Origin of the sequence: Gimesia algae, from assembly GCF_007746795.1 — a bacterium.
Classification (GTDB): domain Bacteria; phylum Planctomycetota; class Planctomycetia; order Planctomycetales; family Planctomycetaceae; genus Gimesia; species Gimesia algae.
On the sequence record NZ_CP036343.1, the window covers coordinates 7,804,885 to 7,829,156 of the forward strand.

17 protein-coding genes are annotated in these 24,272 nt (G+C 52.2%); 7 read left to right on the forward strand and 10 right to left on the reverse strand.

Features of this window, described 5'->3' with window-relative positions:
- Positions 1-117 precede the first annotated feature (117 nt).
- A complete protein-coding gene (locus Pan161_RS29800) occupies positions 118-843 on the forward strand; it encodes an SAM-dependent methyltransferase (RefSeq protein ID WP_145232350.1) in 726 nt (241 codons plus the stop codon).
- Between the two features lie 61 nt (positions 844-904).
- Here the strand turns inward: Pan161_RS29800 and Pan161_RS29805 are convergent, their stop codons facing one another.
- Positions 905-1,351, reverse strand: coding sequence for a hypothetical protein (locus Pan161_RS29805; protein ID WP_145232351.1), 447 nt, complete (start codon positions 1,349-1,351; stop codon positions 905-907).
- Positions 1,352-1,396: 45 nt separating this feature from the next.
- Here Pan161_RS29805 and Pan161_RS29810 point away from each other — a divergent pair, with 45 nt between their 5' ends.
- Complete coding sequence (locus Pan161_RS29810; protein ID WP_145232352.1) at positions 1,397-2,803, forward strand: DUF1501 domain-containing protein; 1,407 nt, start codon at positions 1,397-1,399, stop codon at positions 2,801-2,803.
- Between the two features lie 36 nt (positions 2,804-2,839).
- Here the strand turns inward: Pan161_RS29810 and Pan161_RS29815 are convergent, their stop codons facing one another.
- From Pan161_RS29815 to Pan161_RS29830, 4 genes are all read right to left on the reverse strand, one after another.
- Entirely contained in the window at positions 2,840-5,224 is a 2,385-nt protein-coding gene (locus Pan161_RS29815) for a PAS domain S-box protein (RefSeq protein WP_145232353.1), read from the reverse strand.
- 75 nt (positions 5,225-5,299) lie between these two features.
- Complete coding sequence (gene clcA / locus Pan161_RS29820; protein WP_145232354.1) at positions 5,300-6,661, reverse strand: H(+)/Cl(-) exchange transporter ClcA; 1,362 nt, start codon at positions 6,659-6,661, stop codon at positions 5,300-5,302.
- Between the two features lie 107 nt (positions 6,662-6,768).
- On the reverse strand, positions 6,769-7,059 hold the full coding sequence (locus Pan161_RS29825; protein WP_145232355.1) for a hypothetical protein: 291 nt from the start codon (positions 7,057-7,059) through the stop codon (positions 6,769-6,771).
- 96 nt (positions 7,060-7,155) lie between these two features.
- A complete protein-coding gene (locus Pan161_RS29830) occupies positions 7,156-10,980 on the reverse strand; it encodes an AsmA family protein (RefSeq protein ID WP_145232356.1) in 3,825 nt (1,274 codons plus the stop codon).
- A 295-nt stretch (positions 10,981-11,275) separates the two neighbouring features.
- Here Pan161_RS29830 and Pan161_RS29835 point away from each other — a divergent pair, with 295 nt between their 5' ends.
- From Pan161_RS29835 to Pan161_RS29845, 3 genes are all read left to right on the forward strand, one after another.
- Positions 11,276-11,881, forward strand: a complete 606-nt coding sequence (locus Pan161_RS29835) for a nitroreductase family protein (protein ID WP_145232357.1) — start codon at positions 11,276-11,278, stop codon at positions 11,879-11,881.
- Between the two features lie 90 nt (positions 11,882-11,971).
- On the forward strand, positions 11,972-13,243 hold the full coding sequence (locus Pan161_RS29840; protein WP_145232358.1) for an Nramp family divalent metal transporter: 1,272 nt from the start codon (positions 11,972-11,974) through the stop codon (positions 13,241-13,243).
- A gap of 221 nt (positions 13,244-13,464) precedes the next feature.
- The gene (locus tag Pan161_RS29845; protein WP_197995596.1) at positions 13,465-14,553 is read left to right on the forward strand and encodes a TlpA family protein disulfide reductase; all 1,089 of its coding nucleotides are present in this window, start codon (positions 13,465-13,467) and stop codon (positions 14,551-14,553) included.
- 227 nt (positions 14,554-14,780) lie between these two features.
- Here Pan161_RS29845 and Pan161_RS29850 read toward each other — a convergent pair whose 3' ends face one another.
- The 4 genes from Pan161_RS29850 to Pan161_RS29865 all read right to left on the reverse strand — a co-directional run bounded on the left by Pan161_RS29850 (position 14,781) and on the right by Pan161_RS29865 (position 20,768).
- A complete protein-coding gene (locus Pan161_RS29850; RefSeq protein ID WP_145232360.1) occupies positions 14,781-16,403 on the reverse strand; it encodes a glycoside hydrolase family protein in 1,623 nt (540 codons plus the stop codon).
- A gap of 164 nt (positions 16,404-16,567) precedes the next feature.
- Positions 16,568-17,827, reverse strand: a complete 1,260-nt coding sequence (locus Pan161_RS29855; RefSeq protein WP_145232361.1) for a glycosyltransferase — start codon at positions 17,825-17,827, stop codon at positions 16,568-16,570.
- A 386-nt stretch (positions 17,828-18,213) separates the two neighbouring features.
- On the reverse strand, positions 18,214-18,717 hold the full coding sequence (locus tag Pan161_RS29860; protein ID WP_197995597.1) for a hypothetical protein: 504 nt from the start codon (positions 18,715-18,717) through the stop codon (positions 18,214-18,216).
- A 245-nt stretch (positions 18,718-18,962) separates the two neighbouring features.
- A complete protein-coding gene (locus Pan161_RS29865) occupies positions 18,963-20,768 on the reverse strand; it encodes a PQQ-binding-like beta-propeller repeat protein (protein ID WP_232103561.1) in 1,806 nt (601 codons plus the stop codon).
- Positions 20,769-21,124: 356 nt separating this feature from the next.
- Here Pan161_RS29865 and Pan161_RS29870 point away from each other — a divergent pair, with 356 nt between their 5' ends.
- Entirely contained in the window at positions 21,125-21,541 is a 417-nt protein-coding gene (locus tag Pan161_RS29870) for a hypothetical protein (RefSeq protein WP_145232364.1), read from the forward strand.
- A 145-nt stretch (positions 21,542-21,686) separates the two neighbouring features.
- Positions 21,687-22,454, forward strand: a complete 768-nt coding sequence (locus tag Pan161_RS29875) for an HpcH/HpaI aldolase family protein (RefSeq protein ID WP_145232365.1) — start codon at positions 21,687-21,689, stop codon at positions 22,452-22,454.
- A gap of 223 nt (positions 22,455-22,677) precedes the next feature.
- Here Pan161_RS29875 and Pan161_RS29880 read toward each other — a convergent pair whose 3' ends face one another.
- A complete protein-coding gene (locus Pan161_RS29880) occupies positions 22,678-24,228 on the reverse strand; it encodes a neutral/alkaline non-lysosomal ceramidase N-terminal domain-containing protein (protein ID WP_145232366.1) in 1,551 nt (516 codons plus the stop codon).
- Between the last annotated feature and the right edge of the window lie 44 nt (positions 24,229-24,272).

The window sequence follows — 24,272 nt, forward strand, 5'->3', positions numbered from 1 at the left end:
CTTCTCTTGAGATGCGGTGTCTGAGAAACAGCAGTTCCATCGCCTGAACTGTGCTTGTCAAAAACACTTAAGTCCTAATCCGTTCACTTGAAATCACAATGACAGGAATTGTTCCAGATGATCGAACTGCTATGGAATGCCCCGGTGAGTGAATCCCGCATGACCGAAATTCTTGCTGTGCTGGAATTAAACACGGGTCTGAGGATACTGGATATCGGCTGTGGTTGTGGTGAAGTCCTGATTCGCCTCTCTGAACGATATCAGATTACGGGTACGGGAATCGATCTCTCTCGCGAACACATTGACGAAGCCCGCCGTCGTATGCGAGGCCGTATCCCAGTTTCCCAAATCGAGTTCATCGAAGCCGACGGGGGAGCGTTTCCCTTTAAGCAGAATGAATATGCTCTCGCCTTGTGTCTGGGTGCGACGCATGCGTTCGCGTCTGGCAGCGATGCTTACCGCAATGCAATTGAGCGGATGATTCCACTGGTACAGCCTGGCGGTCTGCTGCTCATCGCCGATGGTTATCTGAAGCAGCCGGCAGGTCCGGAATATCGCGCGTTGTTAGGCGAAGCCATTCCTGATGAAATGACGCACGCCGCGAATGTCGCCATGGGACAACAACTGGGCCTGATTCCACTGGCCGCCTGGACCAGTAACGAACAAGAATGGGATGACTTCGAATGGCGCTATCAGCGAATCGTCGAACGAAAAGCCCGGGAACAACCAGACGATCAGGGACTCCAGGAAAAGCTACAACATCGCCGCGAGTGGATCCAGGCTTACCTGCAGTGGGGCCGCGCTACCCTGGGCTACGGTCTCTACCTGTTTCAAAAACAGTAAGGCCAACCTGTTTTTCTCAGGATGCAAATCAAACCATTCATAATTCATTTAGATCTGACTCTTATTTGATATCAGAATGGAACCTGATTTTTCCTCTTCGAAAATGCAGAGAACCATACCAGATCACACCGTGAGCGGTGAGTGGCACTTTTCCATTGAGAATCTGCCATAAGTTTTCAGGGAGGGGGCCGTTCTGATTTCGAAACCCTTTCATATCATATCGATAGATACTGTCTAAGGGAAAATAGACAGATCCTGCCCCCGGTTCATTCCGAATATAAAGACAAAGTTCGCCAAACGAGTTGATGCCCACCTTCAGAGAATCCACATCACACAAGCGATTGGCAGCGGCAATATCCCTGTTGGCCAATGCCAGCGTAAACTCATTCCAGGTGCGTTCCGGCCAGGTATACCAACGGTAACCCGTGATGGCCAAACCGATTCCGCTCATCAACAGAATCAGCAACAGTACGGTTTGTCGCTTTTTATTCCGCACACTCGGATTCATGATGCTTCCCAATCCCAGAAAATGTTTGAAGTACTGAAACCCTGATTGGTACAATCCCATTTTACTTTGCAGTTCATCGAACTCCAGTGGAGAACCGGTATCGTGCTCGAAATACCCGGCATTGTGGAACCCACTTTTTCACGCCGCTGCTTTCTGCAAACAGCGGGCTACGCCGCGATTGCCGCCGCGTTGAATCAACGTCGTCTCTCCGCCAGCAAAAACGCACCACACACGCCGATCCGCTCCTGTGTGTTATTGATGCTCTACGGCGGTCCCAGTCAGATCGACACCTGGGACATGAAGCCCGACGCCTCCTCCGAAGTGCGCGGCGAGTATCGCCCCATCAAAACCAGTGTACCCGGACTGATCAATTGCGAACACCTTACCGCTTGCGCCCAGATCATGCATAAGCTGACGGTCATCCGCTCAATGCACCACGATCTGACCAATCACAATTCCGCAATGTACCAGGCGCTGGTCGGAAAGACTCCCTCCAGCAATAACGAGGTGCTCGGCGAAAATCGACTGGGGGATTTCCCCAACGTTGCTGCCGCCATCAGTTATGCAACGGCCCATGGTGCGCTCCCCAGAACCGGGAACCCGCTGATCAATGTCGCGCTGCCGCATGTGATGCATAACGTCGTCGATCTACCCGGACAGAATTCCGGCTTCCTGGGAGGCAGCCACGATCCGTTTCAAATCAACGCCGATCCCAATACAGACCAGTTTCGGGTTCAGAACCTGCAGCGCCCGCCCGCCGTCAGCGAACCACGTCTGCAGGATCGTCGCACGTTATTGAAATCATTGGATCAGCTGCAAGTGGAAAACGTCGACCTGGAAAGTTACCAGCGCCGTGCATTCGAACTATTGCAGAATGACACCGTGCAGAGCGCCTTTCGTATCGAACGTGAACCGACGTCCGTCCGCGAACAGTACGGCCGCCATAAGCTGGGGCAAAGCCTGCTGCTGGCGCGTCGACTCGTGGAATCAGGGGTCCGGTTCATCAACGTGCACGACGGAGTCCGAAACGGTCAGACCGTGAACTGGGACAGCCATTCCAGTCTGTTTCCAAGGCATCGCGAACTGCTGGCGCCGTTCGATCAGGGCTTTGCGACGTTTATAAATGATCTGGCTCAGCGCGGCCTGCTGAATTCGACACTCGTCATCGCCATGGGAGAATTCGGTCGCACGCCCCGCGTCAACGTCAATGGTGGCCGCGACCATTGGCCCAACTGCTACAGTGTGGTGCTGGCCGGTGGCGGCGTTCGACAAGGCACCACATACGGTGCCAGCGATTCTCTCGGCGTCTATCCCCATTCGCATCCTGTGACGCCGGCGGATCTGGCAGCCACCATCTTCATCCGCTTCGGCATCAACCCCGAAACCGAAATCCAGGATCGTACCGGCCGTCCCTTTAAACTATCCGAAGGTCGGTTCATTCCAGTGTTTTAAAACCGAATGTCGCCAGGTACAGGCGATTGAACCCGTCTACTGCAAACTCTGGCGGGTGGGTAAAAACAGATGAAAGCAGGCACCGCGTGCTGAATTTGAGCTGTAACAGATTCGCCCTCCGGCTGCTTCAACCAGCGAGCGACTTAAAGACAGACCGATGCCCAGTCCATTCTTCTTGTTCGTGGTGAACGGCGTAAACAGATGATCGACGAAATCTGCCGCAACACCATTTCCCGTATCCGCGATTGCGACCAGGATCATGGACTCTTCCGCAGGCGATACGTTGATCGTTAACGTTCTGGGAAAAGGTGATTCTGTCATTGCTTCAAGGGCGTTGATAAATAAATTGGCCAATACCTGCTCGATCTGTACGCGATCAGCATAGACTACCATAAATCTCGTTACGCTGTCGATTTTCACTTCGATCTGTCGATGTCGCAGTTCGTATTGAATTAACTCCAAAGTACTTCGAATACTTTCCTGAACATTAAATTGGATCGCCTGCTGCGTGCGTTTTTCAGCCAGTGATTTCAGTTTCCGCACAATCTCGCCGGAACGAAGTGACAGCTTCTGGATTTTATTAACAAGGTCGGTCACATCTCGCCCCTGTTCTAACTGATGATTTATGGCCGCCGTATAATTTGCAATCGCGGTGAGTGGCTGATTAAGCTCATGGGAAATGCCTGCCGTCAATTCACCCATGACAGCCAGACGGGAAGCATGTGCCAGAATATCCCGGTATTCCTGAGCTACCCGGGCTGTTTCATATCTTTCAGTAAGGTCCTGGACAGTACCGTACATGTATAGATTTTCGCCTGCGTCATTCTTTTTCAGCACAGCGCGCTCATGCACATGGCGGATTTCCCCATCAGGCCGCAGGATGCGATGTTCGGTGCTGTATGGTATATCGTAATTCAATGTTTGAGCAATCATTTGCTCTACCAGTTGACGATCATCGGGATGAATCGTCTGCAGAAAGAAATCATTCTTCAGAATAAAATTTGATTTGGTCACTCCAAAGATACGATAGACTTCATCCGACCACCAGAGTGTGTCATCCTGAATATTCCATTCCCAGCTCCCGATATGAGCCAGTCTCTGAGCTTCAGAGAGTTTTTCATGCAGGACCTTTAAATCCATTTCCGCGATTTTTTGATTGTTAATCTGTTCAATCATCATCAGAATTTCATCCGGCAGATAAGGTAGCACACGGGCACGATACCAGTTCTCCTTTCCCCGATTGACCCGACTATAATCGAACGTTTCAATCTGCCTGGTATCATAGACCCGGTTGATGAGCAACCTGATCTGTCTACCCACGTCATCAGGCAGCACATCTCCTATTTTGCTGCCACGCCTCGACTCGGGAGACAGGAAATAATCCATCTTGCTGCGGCTGTTAAAATTAACTATTTCCCCATTACGGCTGAGCACCAGAACAACATCAGGTATCGCAATGAACATGGCTTTTAATTGCACAGTCCGCCTGTCAAGTTCTTGGGTTCGTTCCTGGACACATCGCTCCAGTTCCTGATTCGTCTGATTGACGGCATCCTCCTCCTGTTTGCGTCTGGTAATGTCTTCGCCGATACCGACAATGCGGGTTATCTGATTATTTTCATCACAAACAGGAAAGGCGCGTGCCTGAATCCAGCGCACACTGCCATCGCTGTGAATGATCCTGAATCGGGGAAATTCAGGATCATTCAGACTGTTACTGGATTTTTCCTTAATCTCGCGTTCAACGAATTCCCGATCGTCCGGATGGATTGAATCCAGGCAGGACCGGGGATCCTCATACAGGCTCTGGCAGGAGCGTCCCCAGATCACCTCGTACATATGATTCACATAGTTGACTTCTCTCCAGTCGGGACTGCAGACCCAGAACAGTTCATTAATATTTTCCGAGATCTGGCGAAACATCTGATCGTTCTCGCGCAGTAGTTGTTCTGTCGCCTTCCGCGCGGTGATATCCACACCCACGCTCAAAGTCCCGATGATGCGGTCCGAACCATCTCTCAGTAGTGAATTGTGCCACGCGATCGACTTCAATTTTCCACACGCTGTTTGAACTTCATTCTCAAAGTACTCCACTGGCATGAGATCACCCTGGATCAGCTTCCTGAACAGAGCGCGCACTTCTTCCCGATTCGCGTCCGGCAGAAAATGATCAAACCAGTTCTTGCCAATGATCTCAGATTCCTCTGCTTCCAGCAGTAGACTGCCTTGCTGATTGACCAGCGAGATCGTCTCATCCGTGCCGATCGCAATAATCATCTCACCAGCCAGATTAAAATACTGATGTGCCAGATCATATTCTCTATTAGGATTTGTCTCTGCCTGCTGCAGTTCCAGCTCAGCGACACGTTGACGGAGAGATTTCACTTCTTCCAGAAGTTCAACTGTGGTTATTTCTTGCATGGCTTTGGTTTTTGTCGATTTGAAATACTGAATTTTTTATTTACTATTTCCGACTGTACCTGAGAGGTATTGTTATCAGGAACCGTTTACCGGTTCCGCATTCAACCCTCTGCGTTCCAACGTTCGCTCCAGTAGCAGATCATAGATCGGGCGACTCCCCAGAGACTGGGCGACGATGCTGGCGGTCATGCAGGTCACGATCATTGCCGGCAGCAGTTCGAAGCTGTCCGTCATCTCCGCGACCAGCACGATCCCCGTGAGGGGTGCCCGCACAGTCGCTGCAAACAGGGCACCCATTGCGGCGACAGCAAATGTCGCCTCCTGCAGTTCTGCTTGCGGTGCGAGCTCATGCACCACATAACCGAAGCTCGTGCCAATCAATGCGCCCAGCGCCAACATCGGTGCGAAGATACCGCCGGGCACGCCGATCGAATAACTCAGAAATGTCAGCGTTGCCCGCACGACCAGCAAAGCCAGCAAAAAGCCGAGCAGCGGGGACTCCACGAATATTTCTTTCACCAGCGCTTCGCCACCGCCCGCGTATTCCGGTGAGATAATCATCAGCGCGCCGACCACAGCACCCACCGACGCCGCGATGATCAGCATTGTACGGCCGCTCAATCCATCAGAGATCCGCAGGGACTTTAACATCACCGAATTAAAACCCGCTCCCAGTACGCCAATCAACGCGCCCAGCAGCAGGTTCAACGACAGAGTCAGCAGCAGATTGCTCGTCGGCTGAAAAGTGGGTAAAGATGCCTGCAATTGAACCGGCAACTGAGGCAGCGTGCCAAACACCTGATCGTTGATCAGGTTCGCCGTGATACTGGCAATGATCACCGCATGCAGCGCGACAAAGCTGTATCGAAATCGCGGCCTGACTTCTTCGATCATAAACAGAATCGCGCCCAGCGGCGCACTGAAGGCGACACTCAGTCCCGCGGTCGCGCCCGCAGCCAGGAACGTATTCAACGTGTGTTTATCCGCCTGCGTTTTTTCACCCACGATCTGTCCGACACAACCGCCCAGGTGAATCGTCGGACCTTCTCGGCCGAGCACCAGTCCTGCTCCCATTGACAGCACGCCGCCTAAGAATTTTACAGGTAGCACACTCCGCCAGCGGAGCGTCATTAACTCACCCATCACGCCTTCAATTTCCTGAATGCCACTACCTGCAGTCTCCGGCGCATATTTTCGCACGAGGATCGCGGCTCCTGCCACCATCGCCGCTCCCACGATCGACGCTACCAGTATCAACAGGGAGCCAGATCCGGAAAACAGTGCAGCGATCTCGGCATAGATACCGATCACTTTATCAAGACAGTAATGAAAGGCCGAACCCAGCGTACCGACCCCCACGCCAATCACCAGCGCCATCAGATAGATCCACATCGCCGTCTTCAGTTCGATATGATGATTCTCGCCGCCTTCTACCATTCCTGCATCCTGTCTCTTGTCAGTAGGACGTGTTCCAGAACAACCCTGTTCACAGAGAAAGCACGATAACAGGAATCGGAAAAAAATGGTACCTTTTTAAAGCACGATCAAAAAAGCCATTCCAAAGGAATTCCCACCCAGAGGACGACATATCCCAGAGCGTAGAAATAGCAAACCAGAATTCCAGCCAGCAGACCAGACAGCGGGTAGCGCAAAGCAGTACCGCCGGCAGTCAGAAAGATACAGGCGGCTATCCCTTTCCCAAACGCCTGGCGGATGTGATCCTGCGCCAGAGTCAACTCAATCACGCTGACATAGAGATAAACCAGCGCGACGGCGATCAGCATCACCAGCAACAGCACACCTGACTTTACGATTTTCATCTGTCCGGCTGTCATGCCATTTCAATTCCTGTGACAAATACAGAACTGACGACTACTTCAAATACCTGCATCAAAGCACCAGACTACGGATTCACGCTATTCAATATTCAATTACAGTCCCTGTTTGCGTTTAAGTTTTTCCAGGCGTTTCTGTTCGCGGCGTTCCTCACGTTCTTTGCGACGCTCTTCGCGTTCCTTCTGAATCCGCTCCATCTCTTCAGGCGTCCGCTCGGGGAACAGGCTTTGAATCTGCGACCCCACGCCACTGCCCAGCACGGCGTCGAGCGCGTTGACCCCCATCTGCTTAGCGTAGTTACCTACCTGGCTCATGTCGACCTTGGGTTTCTTCAAGGTCCCGCCAATCGGCAGTCGCAGCGGCTTGCTGATGAGTGCTTTCACAAACGGCTTGTCACTATCTTCAGAAATGAGATTGGTAAACCCGACTTCCGCGATCAGGTCCAGAGATTCATCCAGGCCGACAGAACCCGTCGTGCGAATCGTAACCCCTTTCATCTGAACTTCGAACGGAGAATGAAAGACCCGGCCATCAATCATATGATAATGCAACGCCTGATTCTGCACCTGTAGGAATACCGAATCCGAGCTGATCAGCCTGCTGGTACGGTTGATATTCACGATCGACAGCACCTGATTGATTTTTTCCGATAACGCATCAAACAGCGGACCAGGTTTGACCTTAGTAGATTTAACGAGCAGCGTCCCCTTTGCTTCCCCCAGTTCCGGTTGATCAATGGGAATGATCGCGTATTCCTGGCTCAGTGAAAACTGCCCCTGAATATTCGTGCTGTTCGCCAGCATCGGTGCGACGTATTTCAGCGAGTTGCGTGTCATCTCGGGAGTGAACTGAAAGTTATCAATCACATCCCCTTTTTCAAACACCAGCGCCGCCGGCTTCACATCCAGCCGCACGATCGGCGCGATCCGCAGACGTCCCCCACTTACCTGCAGATCAAGGGGTGTAATATGAATCTGACCATCTTTGATGGTAGCCTCTATATTGGTCTTACCACTGGTCAATCCACGGATATTCGCTTTTTCCCAGCCAAACCCGGCTTCCCCAGTTAGATCATTATATTGATCGGTGGGCACGAACAGTGGTCGCGTGTCGGGATACAAAGGACGCGGCTGGGGATTCAGAACCATTTCGCGCGCCTGATCGTTCGCCGTACTGCCCAGAGGTCCGTTTAAAGTGAACGGTCGAGTCTCGTGACCGACGATCTCGACATCCGGTCCCAGTTTGCTGCGGAGCAGGGGAGTCAGGTTTTCCCAGTCGTAAGTCACTTCTCCCGCCAGTCTGACCTGTTTACGGGTCGACAGCTCTTTGATTTCCCCCTTCGCGGTCAGGTCCAGCATTTCCGATTGAATCGACATCTGGTTCAACGTGAGCGAGTCCTCTTTCAGATCCTGCAGCGTATCTCCTTCCACGCGGACTTCGGGTTCCTGCCAGCTGATGGCCCAGCCGGGATTCCGCTGACTGGGGACGATTTTCTTCCCGGGAGCCACCGGCTCGCGTATGGGTGCTTCAATCGCAAAACCTGCAATCGTCGCCCTCCAGTTCGCCAGTCGCGATGTTTCGGTCACGACCACATTTGCCTGTCCTTGAATCGTCCCGTAGTATTTTTGCTCGGGTGTCTCTGCCGGATTCTGGAACCAGAGCGAAAGTGCATGCAGGTCGCCGTTCATCGACAGTGATCCCACAAACGAAGGCGTGTGAACTTCTTCATTTGGAAGTTGCACTTCCAGTTTTTCTCCATTGACCGCGACCGCGGTGCCCCGGTAGGTCAGCTTCGATGCTTTGAGCGTCTTCTGCTTCCCGTCCCAGCTTCCCGACGTTTTCAATTCCGCGCGAGGCTCACTGATCCACATGTCAGGTGTCTGAATGCGGACGTTCGTCAGATCCAGTGTGGTATTATCGTGTACGAAATATTGATCGCCAATCGAAATCGAAGAGGCAAACTTGACATCTCCTGCCAACTGTAGATCCTGCTTCGCGAGTGGCCGCACCCTGTCTCCCCAAGAAGCCAGTTTGCCCTGCAGTTGAATTTTGAAAGGCAACAATTGCTGAGGGGCTTCCGCTTTACGTTCACGATCAATGGTGGTCGGCGATTCCAGTTTTGCCTGGAACGCATCGTCACCGGCAATCAATGACACAATGAACCGCTCCACATGAATCTGTCGTTCATCCGTTTTCCCTGCCCCTTCCACAGTCAATTCCAATTGCGGTTCCTGCCAGCCCCGTCGATCTGGCATGGCCAGCTGCAGGTGATCGAAGTTCAAAAAGGACTTTGTCTCCCAGGATTCTCCAGTCACATTAAAGTCGACTTCGCCTTGCATCTTGCCTTTCAAAGCGACTGCCTGTAGATCGACGAACTGGTCCAGACGCTGTGAAAGCCGATCCAGATCTGCTTCCAGTCGAAGCTTCAGATCGCTGGCATTCCCGCTTCCCGTCACTTTCAGGAAATCGGATTCACACTTCAGCGAACGGATCTCAAACGAATCAGGCTGCCTGACAATCTGCATCATTAGAGAGACCGGCTGCTGCCAGCGAATTTCCTGCCCGTTGTTGCGGCCTGTCAGATCTGACGTTTTCAAGTCGATGGCCCATGTCGAGTTCTGATTTTGTTCCGGTTCTTGCGGATCAAAGTTGGAAACTCCGAAGTTGACTGTCCCCGAAGTAATCTGCATACCCGGTTTCAGATGCATCGTTTCCGGCAGTTGTTTAGCAGCTTCTGCCAGATCCAGATCACCGGACATTTTAAGTTGGGAATTCAACAGACCTGCCAGTTTTTCCTGATTGCTTTCATCCTTCAGATCGTCCCAGTTCAATTTCCCCTGTAATGCGACTTTACCCAACTGCGATTCGGCGCCGGCTTCTTTGAAATACAAGACACCATCCGCTGCCATCAGGTCGATGTTGCCTTTCGCATAATCAGTCGAGATTTCATCGTTGCCCAGCAGCTCCGGCGCACCAAATACGAGTGGTGCCGCTTCCCAGTTGCCTTTGACGGCGAACCGCGGTGCTGCTTTCGTTCCCGACCACTTCACTTCCATCTCGGAATTGGAAATCCCATCCAGGTACGCACCGGGTGACAATGCGCTGACCAGCGGCATCAACTGTTTCAGATCAAAGAAACGGGTTTTGAATTTCACTGATCCCGCTCGTGATGCCTCAGGCTCGCCCGACTTGACCGCACTGACCAGGAATTCAATCTCTGCGGGATTTCTAACCTTCGCATTTTCCGCCACGGGTTCTTTCCAGTTGCCTTCGACCATCACCGGATCAGTACGCAACTCGGGGCGTGTCACGGTAATATTCATGCCGGTCAGATAAGGCGTGGACTCGTCCGCGGCATTCACCACGTTCAGGTTGAGGCCCGTCAGATGCAGCGTCAGTGACTGCTGCGATCCGGTTTCAGGTTCTTCCTGCGCGTCGGGATCTCCCTGGGGATTTTCTTTGGTCCCTTTGTTGATAATCGCCGTCAGCAGATCCTGATTGGCGAGCCCCTGATCGTTGACATACGTCAAAGTCGTTACGCCGTCCACATTCACATCGCCGACACGCCTGCGGTCTTTTGCCAGTTCCCATAACGTTTTTTTCGTTTGAATCTGATTGATGCGGACCACATCCCGGCCTTCAAAATCTTCCAACGCCACATTCTGAAACGTCACCGGCTGTCCCCAGCCGAGCGTGACTTCGCCCGTGCGGATCTCACCCGGATAATTTTTGAGAATGCGGGGCAGAATCGAATCTTTCAGCGAGGTTCGCGAAACGATCTGCGGAGCAAACCAGAGCAACACACAGAATCCGATGACCAGCACCAGAAAGATGCGCCCCAGTGAGCCGCGCTGGTTTTTCTGATCTTTCGTTGAGCTGCTGTCTGTCGATTTGGCTTTGGCTGTTTCTGGCTGGGACATGACTGATCCTGTGTTTAAGTCCGTTGTGCAGGATGAACCCGATGCAGGGCATTCGTGATAATCATCCGTGTCTGCTGTTCGGCTGCCCGCTGGGGTAACTATATGGGGATTTTCAGGCAGCGACAATGTTCGAACCGGAAAGATTCCCGCTTCCCAGTCAGGATATTCGCTGAAAACAGCCGATTTCCTGATTTGGATTTCCCTGAAACAGTGTTATTCATAGGGGTGACTGCCTATGATAGAAGCAGACGCTGTTTGATATTTTCTGTGTGTTTATTGATATAAGTGAATGAGAATGGAAACCTTAAAAGCAATTGAAGCAAGACGTTCTGTCAAATCATACGATCCCGATCATCAGATGACCGACGAGGAAGTCAACCAACTGCTCTCCTACACACTGCTCTCTCCCACCGCCTTTAATATTCAACACTGGCGATTTGTCGTGGTCAAAGATCGGGAGCTGCGGCAGAAAATCAGGGAGGCCTCCTGGAATCAGGCCCAGGTCACCGATGCCTCCCTGCTGGTTGTGATCTGCGCTGACATGAAGTCCTGGCAGAAAGATCCCATGCGCTACTGGCAGAATGCGCCAGAACCGGTACAGCAGGCGCTGGTACCGATGATTTTGTCATTTTATAAAAACGAAGAACAACTGGAGCGCGATGAAGCACAGCGATCCTGTGGCATGGCTGCTCAAACCATGATGCTCGTCGCCAAAGACATGGGCTACGATACCTGCCCGATGGACGGTTTCGACTTCGAAAAAGTTGCCGAGCTGATCAATCTCCCCGAGGATTTCCTGATTTCCATGTTCGTCGTGGTTGGAAAACCAATTCGGCCCGCCAATGAACGGGGAGGACAGTTATCACTGGATGAAGTATTGATTTACGATCGTTTTGAATAAAAAACCTCGTGGAACCCTCAATTTCCACCCTTGATTTGGTTAAGATACAGCCTATTACTAACTTATATTTAGAAATACGGTGTATCATCCATGAACGACCAGCCGCCAACCAGTTTCTTCAAACGTCTTCTCGCCAGTCTGGGTCCCGCCATCATTACGGCGTCGGTAGTACTCGGACCGGGTAGTATTTTGTCGGCTTCCAAAATCGGCCACACCTACGCCTACCAGATGAGCTGGGTGCTGATCATTGCCGTCATTATGATGATCGCCATGACGGCGCTCTCAGCCCGACTGGGGATTCAACTCAAAGGCACGATCTGCGATGAACTGGCAGAACGCGCCGGTCGGCCTGTTGCTGCAGCGACAGGCGTGATCCTGTTCTTAATCGCCGCCTGTTTTCAATTCAGTAATAACCTCGGCGTCCTGGCTGCTGTTGAGCCGTTCATGCAAGAAGGCAGGGATTACTCTCTCGCCATCATCATCGCTATGAACGGCTTCATCATATTAGCACTCTATGGTTTCAAACACCTGTATGGACTGATTGAGAAACTGATGAAGCTACTGGTCGCCATCATGATCATTGCTTTTGCCATCAATCTGTTTCAAGTCAAACCGGACTGGCTGAAAGCAATCGCAGGATTCATCCCGTCCCTGCCCGAACAGGCTGCCAACGGTGCCGGTATGAAAGAAGTCATGACGCCTATCGTCGCGATGTATGCCACCACATTCTCCGTCGCAGGAGCTTTTTATCAATCCTATCTGGTACGTCAGAAAGGCTGGACCCGGGCAAACCTGAAACAGGGACTCATCGATTCGACCCTTGGTATTAGTATGCTGGGACTGATTACGTTAATGGTACTGATCACTGCTGCCAAAGTGCTGTATCAGAATCCAGACGTTGAAACTTTGACCTCCGTCTCGGATGTCGCCACTAGCCTTGAACCCGGATTTGGTAAATCGGCCATGGTGATTTTCTCACTGGGAATTTTTGCCGGTGCCTTCAGTTCGTTCCTGGTCAACGCCATGATTGGCGGTTCGATTCTGGCTGATGGTTTTGGGCTCGGCGGATATATCGATCAGAAATGGCCCAAACTTTTTACCGTATTCGCTCTCATGGTGGGGATGGCTGTTGCCATTTATACAAAAACCATGGGACAAAAGCCGGTAGGGCTGATCATCTTTGCTCAGTCGCTGACGGTACTGGGCATTCCGATGCTGGCCATCGCCATGCTCTGGCTGGCCACCCGCGCTGATATGAAAGGTGAGAACGCCATCCCCGCCTGGATGAAAATCCTTGGGTTCATTGGATTGATCACCTCCGTTCTGCTGGCGATCCGCACGGCCGTTAATTTGCTCAGCTGATAAATGGGTAAGCTGAGTTTAATCACGATCCTGCTGGAGCAGTAGAAAAGCCAGGTGCCGCGACAGGGGTGGTCGCTGGAACGACTCAGCTGATAATTTATTGGCTTTCCAGCGAGTGGACGATTACAATTGCACTAGCGGCGATCGCTCCATAGGAATTCCCATCGTTCTCAAACAGACTGAGGCTGCTCCTGATGTTATGCACTTCATGCAGGATTGCTGTGAATCTCAAACCGAGTTTGCCCCTGTTCTTTTTCTTGATGCTGACTGCAGTGCTCCCGGCGGATGACAAACCAGTACTCAAGCCAACGGCATACAGTCTACTTTACAATGAGTGGGAAGCAGAGCGCGATGCTCTGGAAAATGCTTCTACTCCCAATAACATTGAAGAGTTAAAGAAACGCAAGCTGGCTTTGCGGAAGACATACACTCGTAAGTTCCTGAAACTGGCTAAACAGCACACTGCCGATGACCAGTGGTCTGGTTGCTTTATTTGGGCGATGGCGTATGGTGAACCAGGACCCGATCTTGATGCCATGGTAGATTTGCTGCCACGTTATGGCAACAAAGTCCATAATATGTTCCAACTCCAAATGTTTATGCCTGATATGGTCAAAGTCAAATCAGACCGTATTAATCCAGCACTTACTGAAATCATAGAAAACAGTATCTCAGAAGGATTACATGGTGCCGCACTTTATGCACTTGCCGCACGCACAAACAGATTAGCAGAGCATACTGGTTCACAGGATCGCTGCAAGCAGGCAGAAACGATGCTACAGCAGGTGATCGATAATTATCCTGACATTGCAACATTTCGCGGCAAAACCGGTGAATTAGCCGGGAAATTGCTCAAAAGGATTCGTGGTCCTGCGACTATAGGAAAACAGGCCCCTGAAACGAAGGGGAAAGATATTGCCGGCGTTTCATTCGATCTTTCTGATGAACGCGGCAAAGTAATCGTGTTATCATTCTCCGGTCATTGGTGTGCTCCTTGTCGTGCCATGCACGGGATTGAAAAAGAACTGCTCAAAAAATATCCGCAAGAGAAATTGGTGATCATTGAGATTAATAGTGACGAACAGAAAAACCTGAAGCAGGTTGCGGAAAAGATGAAATCAGACGGGCTCATGTGGAGGGCTGTTGTCGACAATACGCAAGGTCCCATCGCTGATATGTGGAGTGTAACAACTTGGCCTACCTTTTATGTCATCGATCAAAAACATCAGATTTGCCACAGGGGGACGGGCTTTATTGGCCAGGACCTCGTTCACTGGGTAGACAAACTCATCAACGAACCATTGGAATGAATTCGGTGGGCTAAGTTTGATCGGGCAAACACACGTGAGCCAGATCGAAACATTTTCCCGTTCAGCTCTGGCTGGCCACCCGCGCTGATATGAAAGGTGAGAACGCCATCCCCGCCTGGATGAAAATCCTTGGGTTCATTGGTTTGATCACCTCCGTTCTGCTGGCGATCCGCACGGCCGTTAATTTGCTCAGCTGATCAGAGAGTGTCGCTGGCCTGACTGTTCGCTCACGTTCCAGCTTCTTCCTCCGGGCTGTTTTTTCGCCATCCGGTAGTCAGATGGTCGTCCGTCTGGGTGGGCGGCTTGAGTCGCTGTACTTCCAGGTGGTTAATCTGCAGGGTCGCGGTCTCGACATAGAAACCCAGCATCCCACTGGTAAACGTAGCGTTCGCCAGAGATAACACGACGCCACCATTCACACTCAACTCGTGATAACTGCCGAACGATACCATTTGGATTTCGACGTCTTCCGGATCTTTCACCCGCCAGAATCCATCCTGCAGTGACTCAAACTGCATCATGTTTTCGCCTGACTTTTCTTCGCCCGTCCTCCAGGAACGAAACTGTGCAATCCCTTTCAGCAGATCCAGCGACAGGTAATACCCGTCATACGATTCCGCGTCGATGCGAATCAGAATGCCACACTTACCATCGCCCTGCATTGAAAAAAGACACCGCAGACGAAAACAGCTCACTTCTTCATTGAAGACAAAGCCCTGATAACCGGCTTCGCTCACCACCTTCAGTGATCCATCGTTGACACGAAAAAATGATTCTTCATGAGTCCCTTTTAACACGTGCAGACGGTGTGAGTCGAGTCGATCGATCACCCGTTCGTGAATCCCTTCGAACGTTGTGGTGCGCAACTGTCCGTTGGGAAGACGCTCCAGACGTTTGGGAGGGGGCAGCAGATTATTCGTGGTGCGGTCGTGAGCGGAACTGGTATAAAAATTCCAGAGCAGAAGCCCCTGATCATCGCGGCAGATACGACCCGCATAATTCCCCTGCGCCAGCAGGACATTGTCATAATAGTTCCGCCATGGCTTTTCCAGACACTCTGTGTGCCAGTAACGGATTTTCGCATCTTCCCGCAGGCTACCGATCAGATAATAGTCGCCGTCAATCCGAAACAGATTGGGTACTTCGATATCGTCATAAATCATCGGCGCGTGCAGCGGCGGTAAAGCCTGGAATTGGTTGGGAGCAACCTCTTCCATCAGACCTACACAACCTCGTCGTACCAGCGGACCTTCTTTGACGCGAGCCGCCATCAACAGCCAGCTGTGATCCCCTTCATGAAAATAAAACGGATCACGAAAGCTCACCCAGTTCCGTTCATTTTCAGGAGATGATTCGTAATACTCTTCAGCTGGCTCCAGCGGAAAACAACTGTCCGGATTCTGCCTGGCTTTGATATTCGTAGCGACGACGGACTGGAGCTTCGCGCGGATCTCCAGAATATGTTGCGGATCATGCATGCCACGCCGATCCTCCCAGTCCACATCTGCCTTCTCCCAGTGATACAGATCATCACTGAATGCCAGCCCGATGCGCTGCACTTTACCCTGATCGCGGCGCGAGATACCAGTATAGAACATGCGCCAGCGACCCGACTCATGCGGGTCAGGAGTCACATGCATGGTCCACAACATCAGATCGTCCCAGCCGCCGGGATCGCCAATGAACAGCGCATTATCAACCCGCCGCCAGTTCAACGCATTGTCACTGATTGCATGCGCGATGAAGTCATGGTTGGGAAGCACCAGATGGAACAGGTGATACAACCCGTCATGGTACACCACATCCACATCGCCAATACTTTTACGGCTCCAGGTTGATTCGGAAAACATATCTGAACTTTTTGAAATGCTGCCGGGAAGATGAATGAACGTTGAAAACAATATTTCAACAGTGACGGGCGGCGATTGATTCACGAAACGTAAAAACCAGCCTCAATCCATCTTACTGACTTCCCGCTGATGATCAACCCGTGATCCAGGCAACCAGACCGGCATCAAATCGAAACGTTTTCCAGTTCGGCTCTGACACTCACCGGCGCCGCTTTCTGGAACGGCTCGTAGTGATTGATATAGACCTCGAACGGGGCAGGCGCATAATAGATTACACCGCGCCAGTTAATCGTGCGTGTGCGGATCGCAGCAATCAGACAACCACAGAACAGATAAGGCATCAGCCACAGATAACCCAGTGTCTTTAAAGGATGACGCCGGAACTGACCGCCCCGGGACCGCACTAGCTGCTCAATGCGTGATCCCAGACGATAAATGGAAAACGCCACCGCAGCGCCGGCAAAGACCAGTACTCCCGATACCAGTCCGGCTGCCAGCTGCTGTCCCTGTTGCAGGAACAGCAGCCCCAGCCCGACCAGTACTGTCTGGGCGAGCGCCGAAACAAATCCTAGTGTGGCTATGAACCAGAAATGGGAATGATAAAATCGTGCATTGACCATCTGTCGGGTAATAAACTGCAGACTGGAATCGAATGCGATGGATTCCGCGTTGATCATCGTCGCTGCTGGAGCGAATACCAGTTTCTGATTCAACTGATTGGCAATCGATTTCAGTCCCGTATCATCCCACATCATTTTCGATAGCGTGTCTGAAAGCCGTGGATCCTGAAACACAGATCGACTCAATGCAATCGAGCCTCCCCAGGCAATGTCCATCGACAACATCTGCAACACCGCCGCCGCATTCCAGGCATGCCGCACCAGCGTCCCCGCGTTCGTTGACTGTGGTGCATACCAGCGTATCCCAGAAGCGATCCCGACTTCCGCTTCTCGCAAAGGCGACACCAGATCCCGCAGCCAGCGACGATGGGGAAGCACGTCCGCATCAAGCCAGGCCACCACTTCCACATCGGCGGAAACAGTTTGTATGGCCTGAACCAGAGACGCATTTTTCAGACCACAACTGACCGACTCCTGCCGACGAATACTGACCTCACACTGGGGATGGGGATGCCTGCGCAGATATTGTTTTACAAATCCCAGCGCCGGATCACTCACATGGTCGACGACGATCTTCACCCGATAATCCGGATAATCCTGATTCAGCAGGCCATCCAGACAATGAACCAGAAACGGATCATTACCCCGCAGAGGCAGGATGACAGTCGCGACAGGTGTGTAATCTTCGTCAGTGCTCTGATTCAGAATTCCGCGATACAGGCGGGCTGCATGAGAGCCCCAATACAGATAAAAAACCGCAAAAATGATCAGACATAGAGAAGAGACTGTTGCCAGCAGATACATGGTACCACCTCATTAGATGCAGGATCGTTAGGGATACAGCCCGTCGGGTCGTAAACATCCTGTCTCAATCAACGGTAACTCACTGTTCAGCCGCTATGTTAAACTGGGTTATATACCAGATCAATAATATTCTCAATAAGTTTCCCATTGTGGCCATTTTGACATACTCGTTGACAGAAAGCCGCAGCTTTGGCTGAGTTGTAATGATTTCCAGAGTCTGAAGGCAGGCATTCGACTTATCGATTACAACCTCTGATTCGGGGGGAAGGTCGGATGATCAGAGACCCGCGCGAACCTGATTGATGAGACTCACACGAGATTTAAGCCTGAACTGCAGCCGCAATCATTTTCGTCCTGCCATGCTCCCTGGTCTGGCATCAGCGACACTAATCCGTCATTTTTGAATCCGTCTCGTCTGCCGTTTTCGTTGCAGTAACCTGATCCAGCTTCTTTTGAATGCCGCTGCCCAACTGCTGATAGACCAGCAATTTGTTCTTGTCCTGCAGAGTATTGGTCAGTCGTTGTATTTGCTCCCGAATCTGTTTCGATTCGGCTGAGCGCCCGGCCTCTTCAGCAGCCTGCATTGTTTCTATCTGCTGATAGGCGGCCCGTTTGACGAATGGTACGACCAGTAACATTTCTTCCTGTCCCTGAGTGCGTCCTGAACGGGACAGCGCCGCGAATTGTGTCTCACTCATTTTAAGCGTCACAAGAGAGGATTCGCGAAGACATTTTTCGATGTCTTCCGCCGCCAGCAAAGAACTGGCTTGATCTGCTTGACCTGCCTGTTGCAGTGCAAACGCCGTATCAAAAGGACCGGGATCACTTGCCTGCTGACAGCCTGAACTCAGCAGGACCAGCAAACCCAACATAGCAACAATTGAATGCACAGGAAATTTAATAATCGGATCGTTTCCTCAAAATGATGATAGCCCAGCACCGTAAGTTTGACTCATGAATTCTGAATTCTTACTTCAGGCTTTATTCTATCAGAAACGCATCCCCTGCCCGAAAGGATCAAACTATTTTTAGATGATTGTGTCACCTGAGACATGCTCGTAACTGCAGCGTTTTAAAACGAGACTCGTTACTGGTTTCGTTTCCTGTTGTCTGACCGCCATCTGCACCATTGGATTTACTTCACCACCGGCAGCTTATATGCGGCCGCCTCGGCGGAATTTCGCACGAATAATCGATCACCGATCAGCACCGGATGGTTCCAGGTTTTTCCTTCCAACGCCTGGAAGCGCGCCAGTTCCTCATGACCTGACGGATCTGCTTTGAGCAAAACGACGGCTCCCTCTTCGCCGATCACCAGCAGATGACCAGAGTCTTTCACCAGCAGCACCTGCCCTTTCCCGTAACGGCCCCGCTTCCATTTGCGCTTCCCGTCTTTGAGGTCGAAGCAGGTAAAGATCGCACCGTCAAAGCCGTAGGCATGTCCTTCGTAGATCACATAGTCATTAAAGTCCGGCTTCAAACCTGTGACAGTCCAGACCTCCTCCGCCGTCCATTTCCCGTCTTTGTTCGTGACATGAATTTTCTGCATCCCTTTACCCATACCGGTCGCGATCAGAATTTCATCCTCGCCCGCCAGTTGAGGCTGGAGCACACGCTGTCCATCCACGGCACAATCAAAACTCAACAACACCGCGCCATCCGCGGGGTTCAGCAGGTTCAGCTCCTTGTTCGTCAGCATCGCAACTACGGGTTGATCGACGATCGTCAACAGAGCAGGGGAGCTGTAAGAGTGATCGCCGGCAGCAGCCGACCATTTCAAATTTCCTGTTTCCGTATCAAAGGCCAGCAGTCCTTTGTCTCCCTTTCCGCCCGCATGCACAATGATTGTACCGTCCACCACCAGCGGCGAAGAACTGAAACCCCAGATCGGCGGTTCCCGGTCAGCCACCTTGCGAACATCCTGCTGCCAGAGAATCTCACCAGTCGCGGGGACGAGTCGCAGCACATGTCCGCTGGCACCCATCACATACAAACCTCCGTCTGCCAGTGTCGGAGTCGCCCGCGGTCCGGGTCCACCCAGCGCATCATAAAAACGAGTCTTCACTTCCTGGGTCCAGAGTTCCGCGCCTGTCTCGGCATCGTAGCAGACAATCAGTTCCTCCTCGCCCCGCTGCTCCTGGGTGAACAGCATCTGGCCCGCCACCACAAACGAAGACCAGCCGGGCCCGATCGCTTTCTTCCACAACGGCGTTCCCACATCCGCATTCCAGTCCGCATCCAGAGACACCCCGGTCAGCACACTGTCGCGTAACGCACCTCGAAACCCAGGCCATTCAGGTTCCGCCAGCGCTGTTTCCAACTCTGCCGCCGTCAGCGCACTCTGATCTGCAGGAGCCGCTGCATCCTCTTGCGACAGCATCCGCTCTTCCACGGTCGGCGTCCACCGCCAGGCCAGCGCCATATTATAATCGCCCCACATCCCTTCCGCCCGGAGCAACAGCGAAAAGCAAAAGCCGAGCACCGAACAGGCGACGATAAAGAGGGTCCGCTTCGCAGAACGCACACGAGATACCAATAGCGCAGCAACCCCGAACAGCCCCATTCCCATCGGCCCGGTAATCAGCATCACGCCCGGACCCTTCATTGTGGGGTCAATCAATGCCAGCGTTGCGCCTCCCGCCAGCAAAGTAATGACCAGCCCACTCAGTTTCTCTTTCCACGTCGCCCGACTGGCCAGCACCCACCAGACCAGGATCAACCCGCCACAGACTAGTGGCCCGAACACGGCGAGCATGATCGGCAACACCGAATCCGAGTCCATCCATTGAGGTGCCATCCGCGTTACCACCATCCCCATCAGCAACAGAATCGGCGGCCAGATACGCAACGGCTTCAATTCGCTGCCTGCAGTTGTTACTTCACTGGCAGCAGGTTCGACGGGAGAATTCATTTCGGTTTCCGGTTGATTGGTATCAGTCATGACAAACTCTGATGGGAGAAAATTAAAGGGACGGTTCATTTTCCGCATTGCTGAATCACTAGACATCCCGCGAACGAGTGTCTGCTTTCTGTTACTGTAACCAGTCGCACGGCGGTGTCAAATGCATGAACTGTGATCCGAAACCGATCCCCTGTTTCGATTCACAGCTGTGCTGTTTTCACTACCGTTTCCTGCCTGCCCGTCAACAGGAAAACTTTCTCATTCATCTGAACTTAACCAGACAGAGATATCAAATTGCAAACGCGTTCCACACAATGGTACAACAGAAGAGAAGAGACGCCATCATAACGAATGAGGGAACAAGCCGTCTCGATTTAACAGGAAGTATTCTGACCATGGACGACCGGCAATTTTTAAACGCATTCGAAAACTGCACACTCCCGTTCGACGAGTGGACGCATCGCGCGCATCTCCGCGTTGCTTATCTCTACGCTTCACAATTTGATCTGCCAACAGCGACTGACAAAATGCGGGCCGGCATCAAAGCCTACAACAAAGCCACCAATACCCCGGAAGAACTCGAACGCGGCTACCACGAAACCATCACCGTCGCCTTCATGCACCTGGTCACCGCCACCCTGCAGCAGTCGGGCCCATTTCAAAACTCCGAAGCATTCTCCGACGCCTGTGCTGTTTCGCTCAATAAGCCGGTTCTGCTCAAATATTACAGCAAAAACCGTATCATCTCCATGGAAGCCAAACAGACTTTTGTAGAACCCGATCTACAGCCACTGCCGGTGCTACAGGAATAAACGGACGTTGGCTGTTTTCGTTCTGAAGATAATCTCTTTCATCATTCTACCCCTTTTTCTTTACATCTACCTCTCCACCCGGCATCATGGAATCAACGTCTTTGATGAAATCACACCTGTTCCATCTGAATGAAGTGAGGCTGCTATGCTGGTGAAGAAGCTGAAAGACAAACTGATCAAAGGCGAAACCGTCTATGGTTCGCTGTTTCAGTATGCCGTCGTGCCCGCGATGGTGGAGTCGATTCCCGAAAACTCGCTCGACTTTGTGATCGTCACCCCCGAACATACCACGCTCGATCTCGCGGAGTTCCTTCCGCTGCGATATGCATTGAATTCCAAAGGCATCGCCTGCCTGGCCCGCACGCACAGTCGCGATGCTGCCGATGTCGCCCGCGTCTGTGATACCTTTGATGGCGTGGTCGTTCCCTATGTCGAAGAATACGAACAGGCCCAGCAGCTCGCAGCCGCCGCCGTGTATCGACCGCTGAAAGGCATCGTGCTGGATGAAGTCCTCAAGACCGGGAAATTCGTCAATCAGAAAACCGCCGACTACATCGAGAAGCGTAACGAGAACACCCTCTTCATCCCCATGATCGAATCAGTGCCCGGCATCGAGAACCTGGAAATAATCTGTTCGATTCCCGGCGTGCATGCGGTCTTCGTCGGCCCCGGCGATCTGACCGCCAACATGGGAATCCCCGGTGAATACGACAACCCGGAGTTGATCGCCGCCATCCAGAAAGTCATCGACATCGCCAATCAGCAGCATGTCGCCGCCGGCTGCTGGTTTGGCACAACGAAACAGGCCGTCCGCACCATCCGGCAGGGCGCCCGCCTGGTCGTCTACGCCAACGACGGACTCATGCTGAAACACGCCATGCAAAGCGCCTATAGCGAGCTCCGCAAAGGATAAACAAACAGAAGACTGAACCAGTGGATGGTACCGGATGCACGTTCGAGCTCACTCATTCAAAACTGATCCAGTTTCCCACCTGATCGAAACCAACCACAGACTATCAATAAAATATCCAGATTCAACCTGAACGAAGATCGTTCCACTCACAACCTCCTGTTGTCTCCGACAACCCCGGATTACATCCAGGGCCACCCAACTTGTTTCTCCTTACCCCACAAAATCAATCCTTTGACTTTACAATCTTCCGTCCCCGGTTCACCCGATTATTATCCTCCGCCTCCGCCAGCTGAAATGCGATCCGCTGCTGCGCAGTGTAAAAGTCAGTCGTCAAAGTTTTGCGCTCCTGTCCTGATATCTGCTCCAGCATGCCCAGGAGCGTTCCCACAATCTGGGGTTCTGCATAAATCTCCAGACCCGCAGTCCGCGCCGGCCAGGTCGTGTAACCTCCCAGATAATGTTGTTCCGGCGGAGGAATGTAACCGGCGGCGCCGTTCGCCAGACTCATGTTGAAGGTATGACGGAACGGACTCTGCGCTTTGAGTTTCAATCCGGTGATCCCGTAAACTTCATTGGGAATCGCCGTGATTGCCAGATCGCCGATACAGATCACCTGCAGAATCAGTTCTTCCACCGGATGCGCTTGAATCCACAGCGCCTGCTCGGCGTAGACTTCCGGTCGGCTCTTGGGACGCCTGTCTCCCCGTTTCGCATTGATCGCTTCCGCCCAGGCCAGTCGCTCAGTAAACGGCAGACGTCGATTCAACACGAGCGTTGTCTGCGCCATTTCCAGCTGTGGAGTGCCGCTGTCATAGTTGATGTTCTGGTACGCGTTCAGAGCAATCTCCGCCAGCTCAGCGGAATACTGGTCGATGTTATAATCACTGCGACGGGGCTTCGAATAATCCATCCACTGCAGATCACCCGAAGTTCCCTGTGACATCGCCGCCACGAATGGTTTTTCAGGATCACCGGTTTTCCCGATCTTCTCTTCCAGCAGTCGGGAGAATTTACCGTAGTAATCGGATGAGAATCCGCCCCGCGCCCCGAAGTAATGCATCGAATAATTCGCCAGCAGACCCAACGGTCGTTTGCCATCGGCTGACTGAATACTGAGCAGCGACAACCCCGTATCCACAGGTCCCGCGGGACAGACATAATCGGGATTCTGATGACCGGGGTGCATCATCGCACGCACCGTTTTGTCCCCGAAAGGATCTTCACCCAGCTTGTCAGGCTGCCTCAACCAGCGTCGGCAGTGCGTATGTTCGGGCGCACCGACGGACGTATAACCCACCCGCGCCGGTTCCAGATTTGCATACGCTTTCGCAATTCCTTCCGCCAGTCTGGGAGGTAGAAAGCGTTCGTAGGTCGGATCACTGTTCGTGCCCAGGCAGAGATTCATCACGCTCGGCGCAGTATGCGTGTGGGTCGACGAAATCAAAATCCGCTCAACGGGTATGCCTGTTTTACTACGTGCGAGAATCTTCGCCCGGTCACAGATGTCGCGCGGAATCATGCAGGAATCTACGACGACGATTGCTACCGTCGTCTCTCCCGACTGCAGGACAAAACAGCGAGCATACAACCGATCCAGCACTTTGCTCTGATTGATTTCCAGAAATTGGCCATTCTGCAGCGCCGGCAATTTCTCAGGCGTGACATCAATGGCAGCGGCACCTGCGGAGATAGCGCCAAAACCATCTGCCGGCAGCACACACAGCAACAAGGTCAGACTCAAAACGGACGACAGCATCAATGAAACACATCGCATGGGAACACACTCTCCAGTCAGTTAAAAAAACAAAGTCGCTGCGA

What these genes read in the sequence shown, in the direction of transcription:
- Pan161_RS29800 (WP_145232350.1), top strand. Translation starts at nt 118, where the DNA reads ATGATCGAACTGCTATGGAATGCCCCGGTGAGTGAATCCCGCATGACC.
- Pan161_RS29805 (WP_145232351.1), bottom strand. Translation starts at nt 1,351, where the DNA reads ATGAATCCGAGTGTGCGGAATAAAAAGCGACAAACCGTACTGTTGCTG.
- Pan161_RS29815 (WP_145232353.1), bottom strand. Translation starts at nt 5,224, where the DNA reads ATGCAAGAAATAACCACAGTTGAACTTCTGGAAGAAGTGAAATCTCTC.
- clcA (WP_145232354.1), bottom strand. Translation starts at nt 6,661, where the DNA reads ATGGTAGAAGGCGGCGAGAATCATCATATCGAACTGAAGACGGCGATG.
- Pan161_RS29825 (WP_145232355.1), bottom strand. Translation starts at nt 7,059, where the DNA reads ATGACAGCCGGACAGATGAAAATCGTAAAGTCAGGTGTGCTGTTGCTG.
- Pan161_RS29830 (WP_145232356.1), bottom strand. Translation starts at nt 10,980, where the DNA reads ATGTCCCAGCCAGAAACAGCCAAAGCCAAATCGACAGACAGCAGCTCA.
- Pan161_RS29835 (WP_145232357.1), top strand. Translation starts at nt 11,276, where the DNA reads ATGGAAACCTTAAAAGCAATTGAAGCAAGACGTTCTGTCAAATCATAC.
- Pan161_RS29840 (WP_145232358.1), top strand. Translation starts at nt 11,972, where the DNA reads ATGAACGACCAGCCGCCAACCAGTTTCTTCAAACGTCTTCTCGCCAGT.
- Pan161_RS29850 (WP_145232360.1), bottom strand. Translation starts at nt 16,403, where the DNA reads ATGTTTTCCGAATCAACCTGGAGCCGTAAAAGTATTGGCGATGTGGAT.
- Pan161_RS29855 (WP_145232361.1), bottom strand. Translation starts at nt 17,827, where the DNA reads ATGTATCTGCTGGCAACAGTCTCTTCTCTATGTCTGATCATTTTTGCG.
- Pan161_RS29865 (WP_232103561.1), bottom strand. Translation starts at nt 20,768, where the DNA reads ATGACTGATACCAATCAACCGGAAACCGAAATGAATTCTCCCGTCGAA.
- Pan161_RS29870 (WP_145232364.1), top strand. Translation starts at nt 21,125, where the DNA reads ATGGACGACCGGCAATTTTTAAACGCATTCGAAAACTGCACACTCCCG.
- Pan161_RS29875 (WP_145232365.1), top strand. Translation starts at nt 21,687, where the DNA reads ATGCTGGTGAAGAAGCTGAAAGACAAACTGATCAAAGGCGAAACCGTC.
- Pan161_RS29880 (WP_145232366.1), bottom strand. Translation starts at nt 24,228, where the DNA reads ATGCGATGTGTTTCATTGATGCTGTCGTCCGTTTTGAGTCTGACCTTG.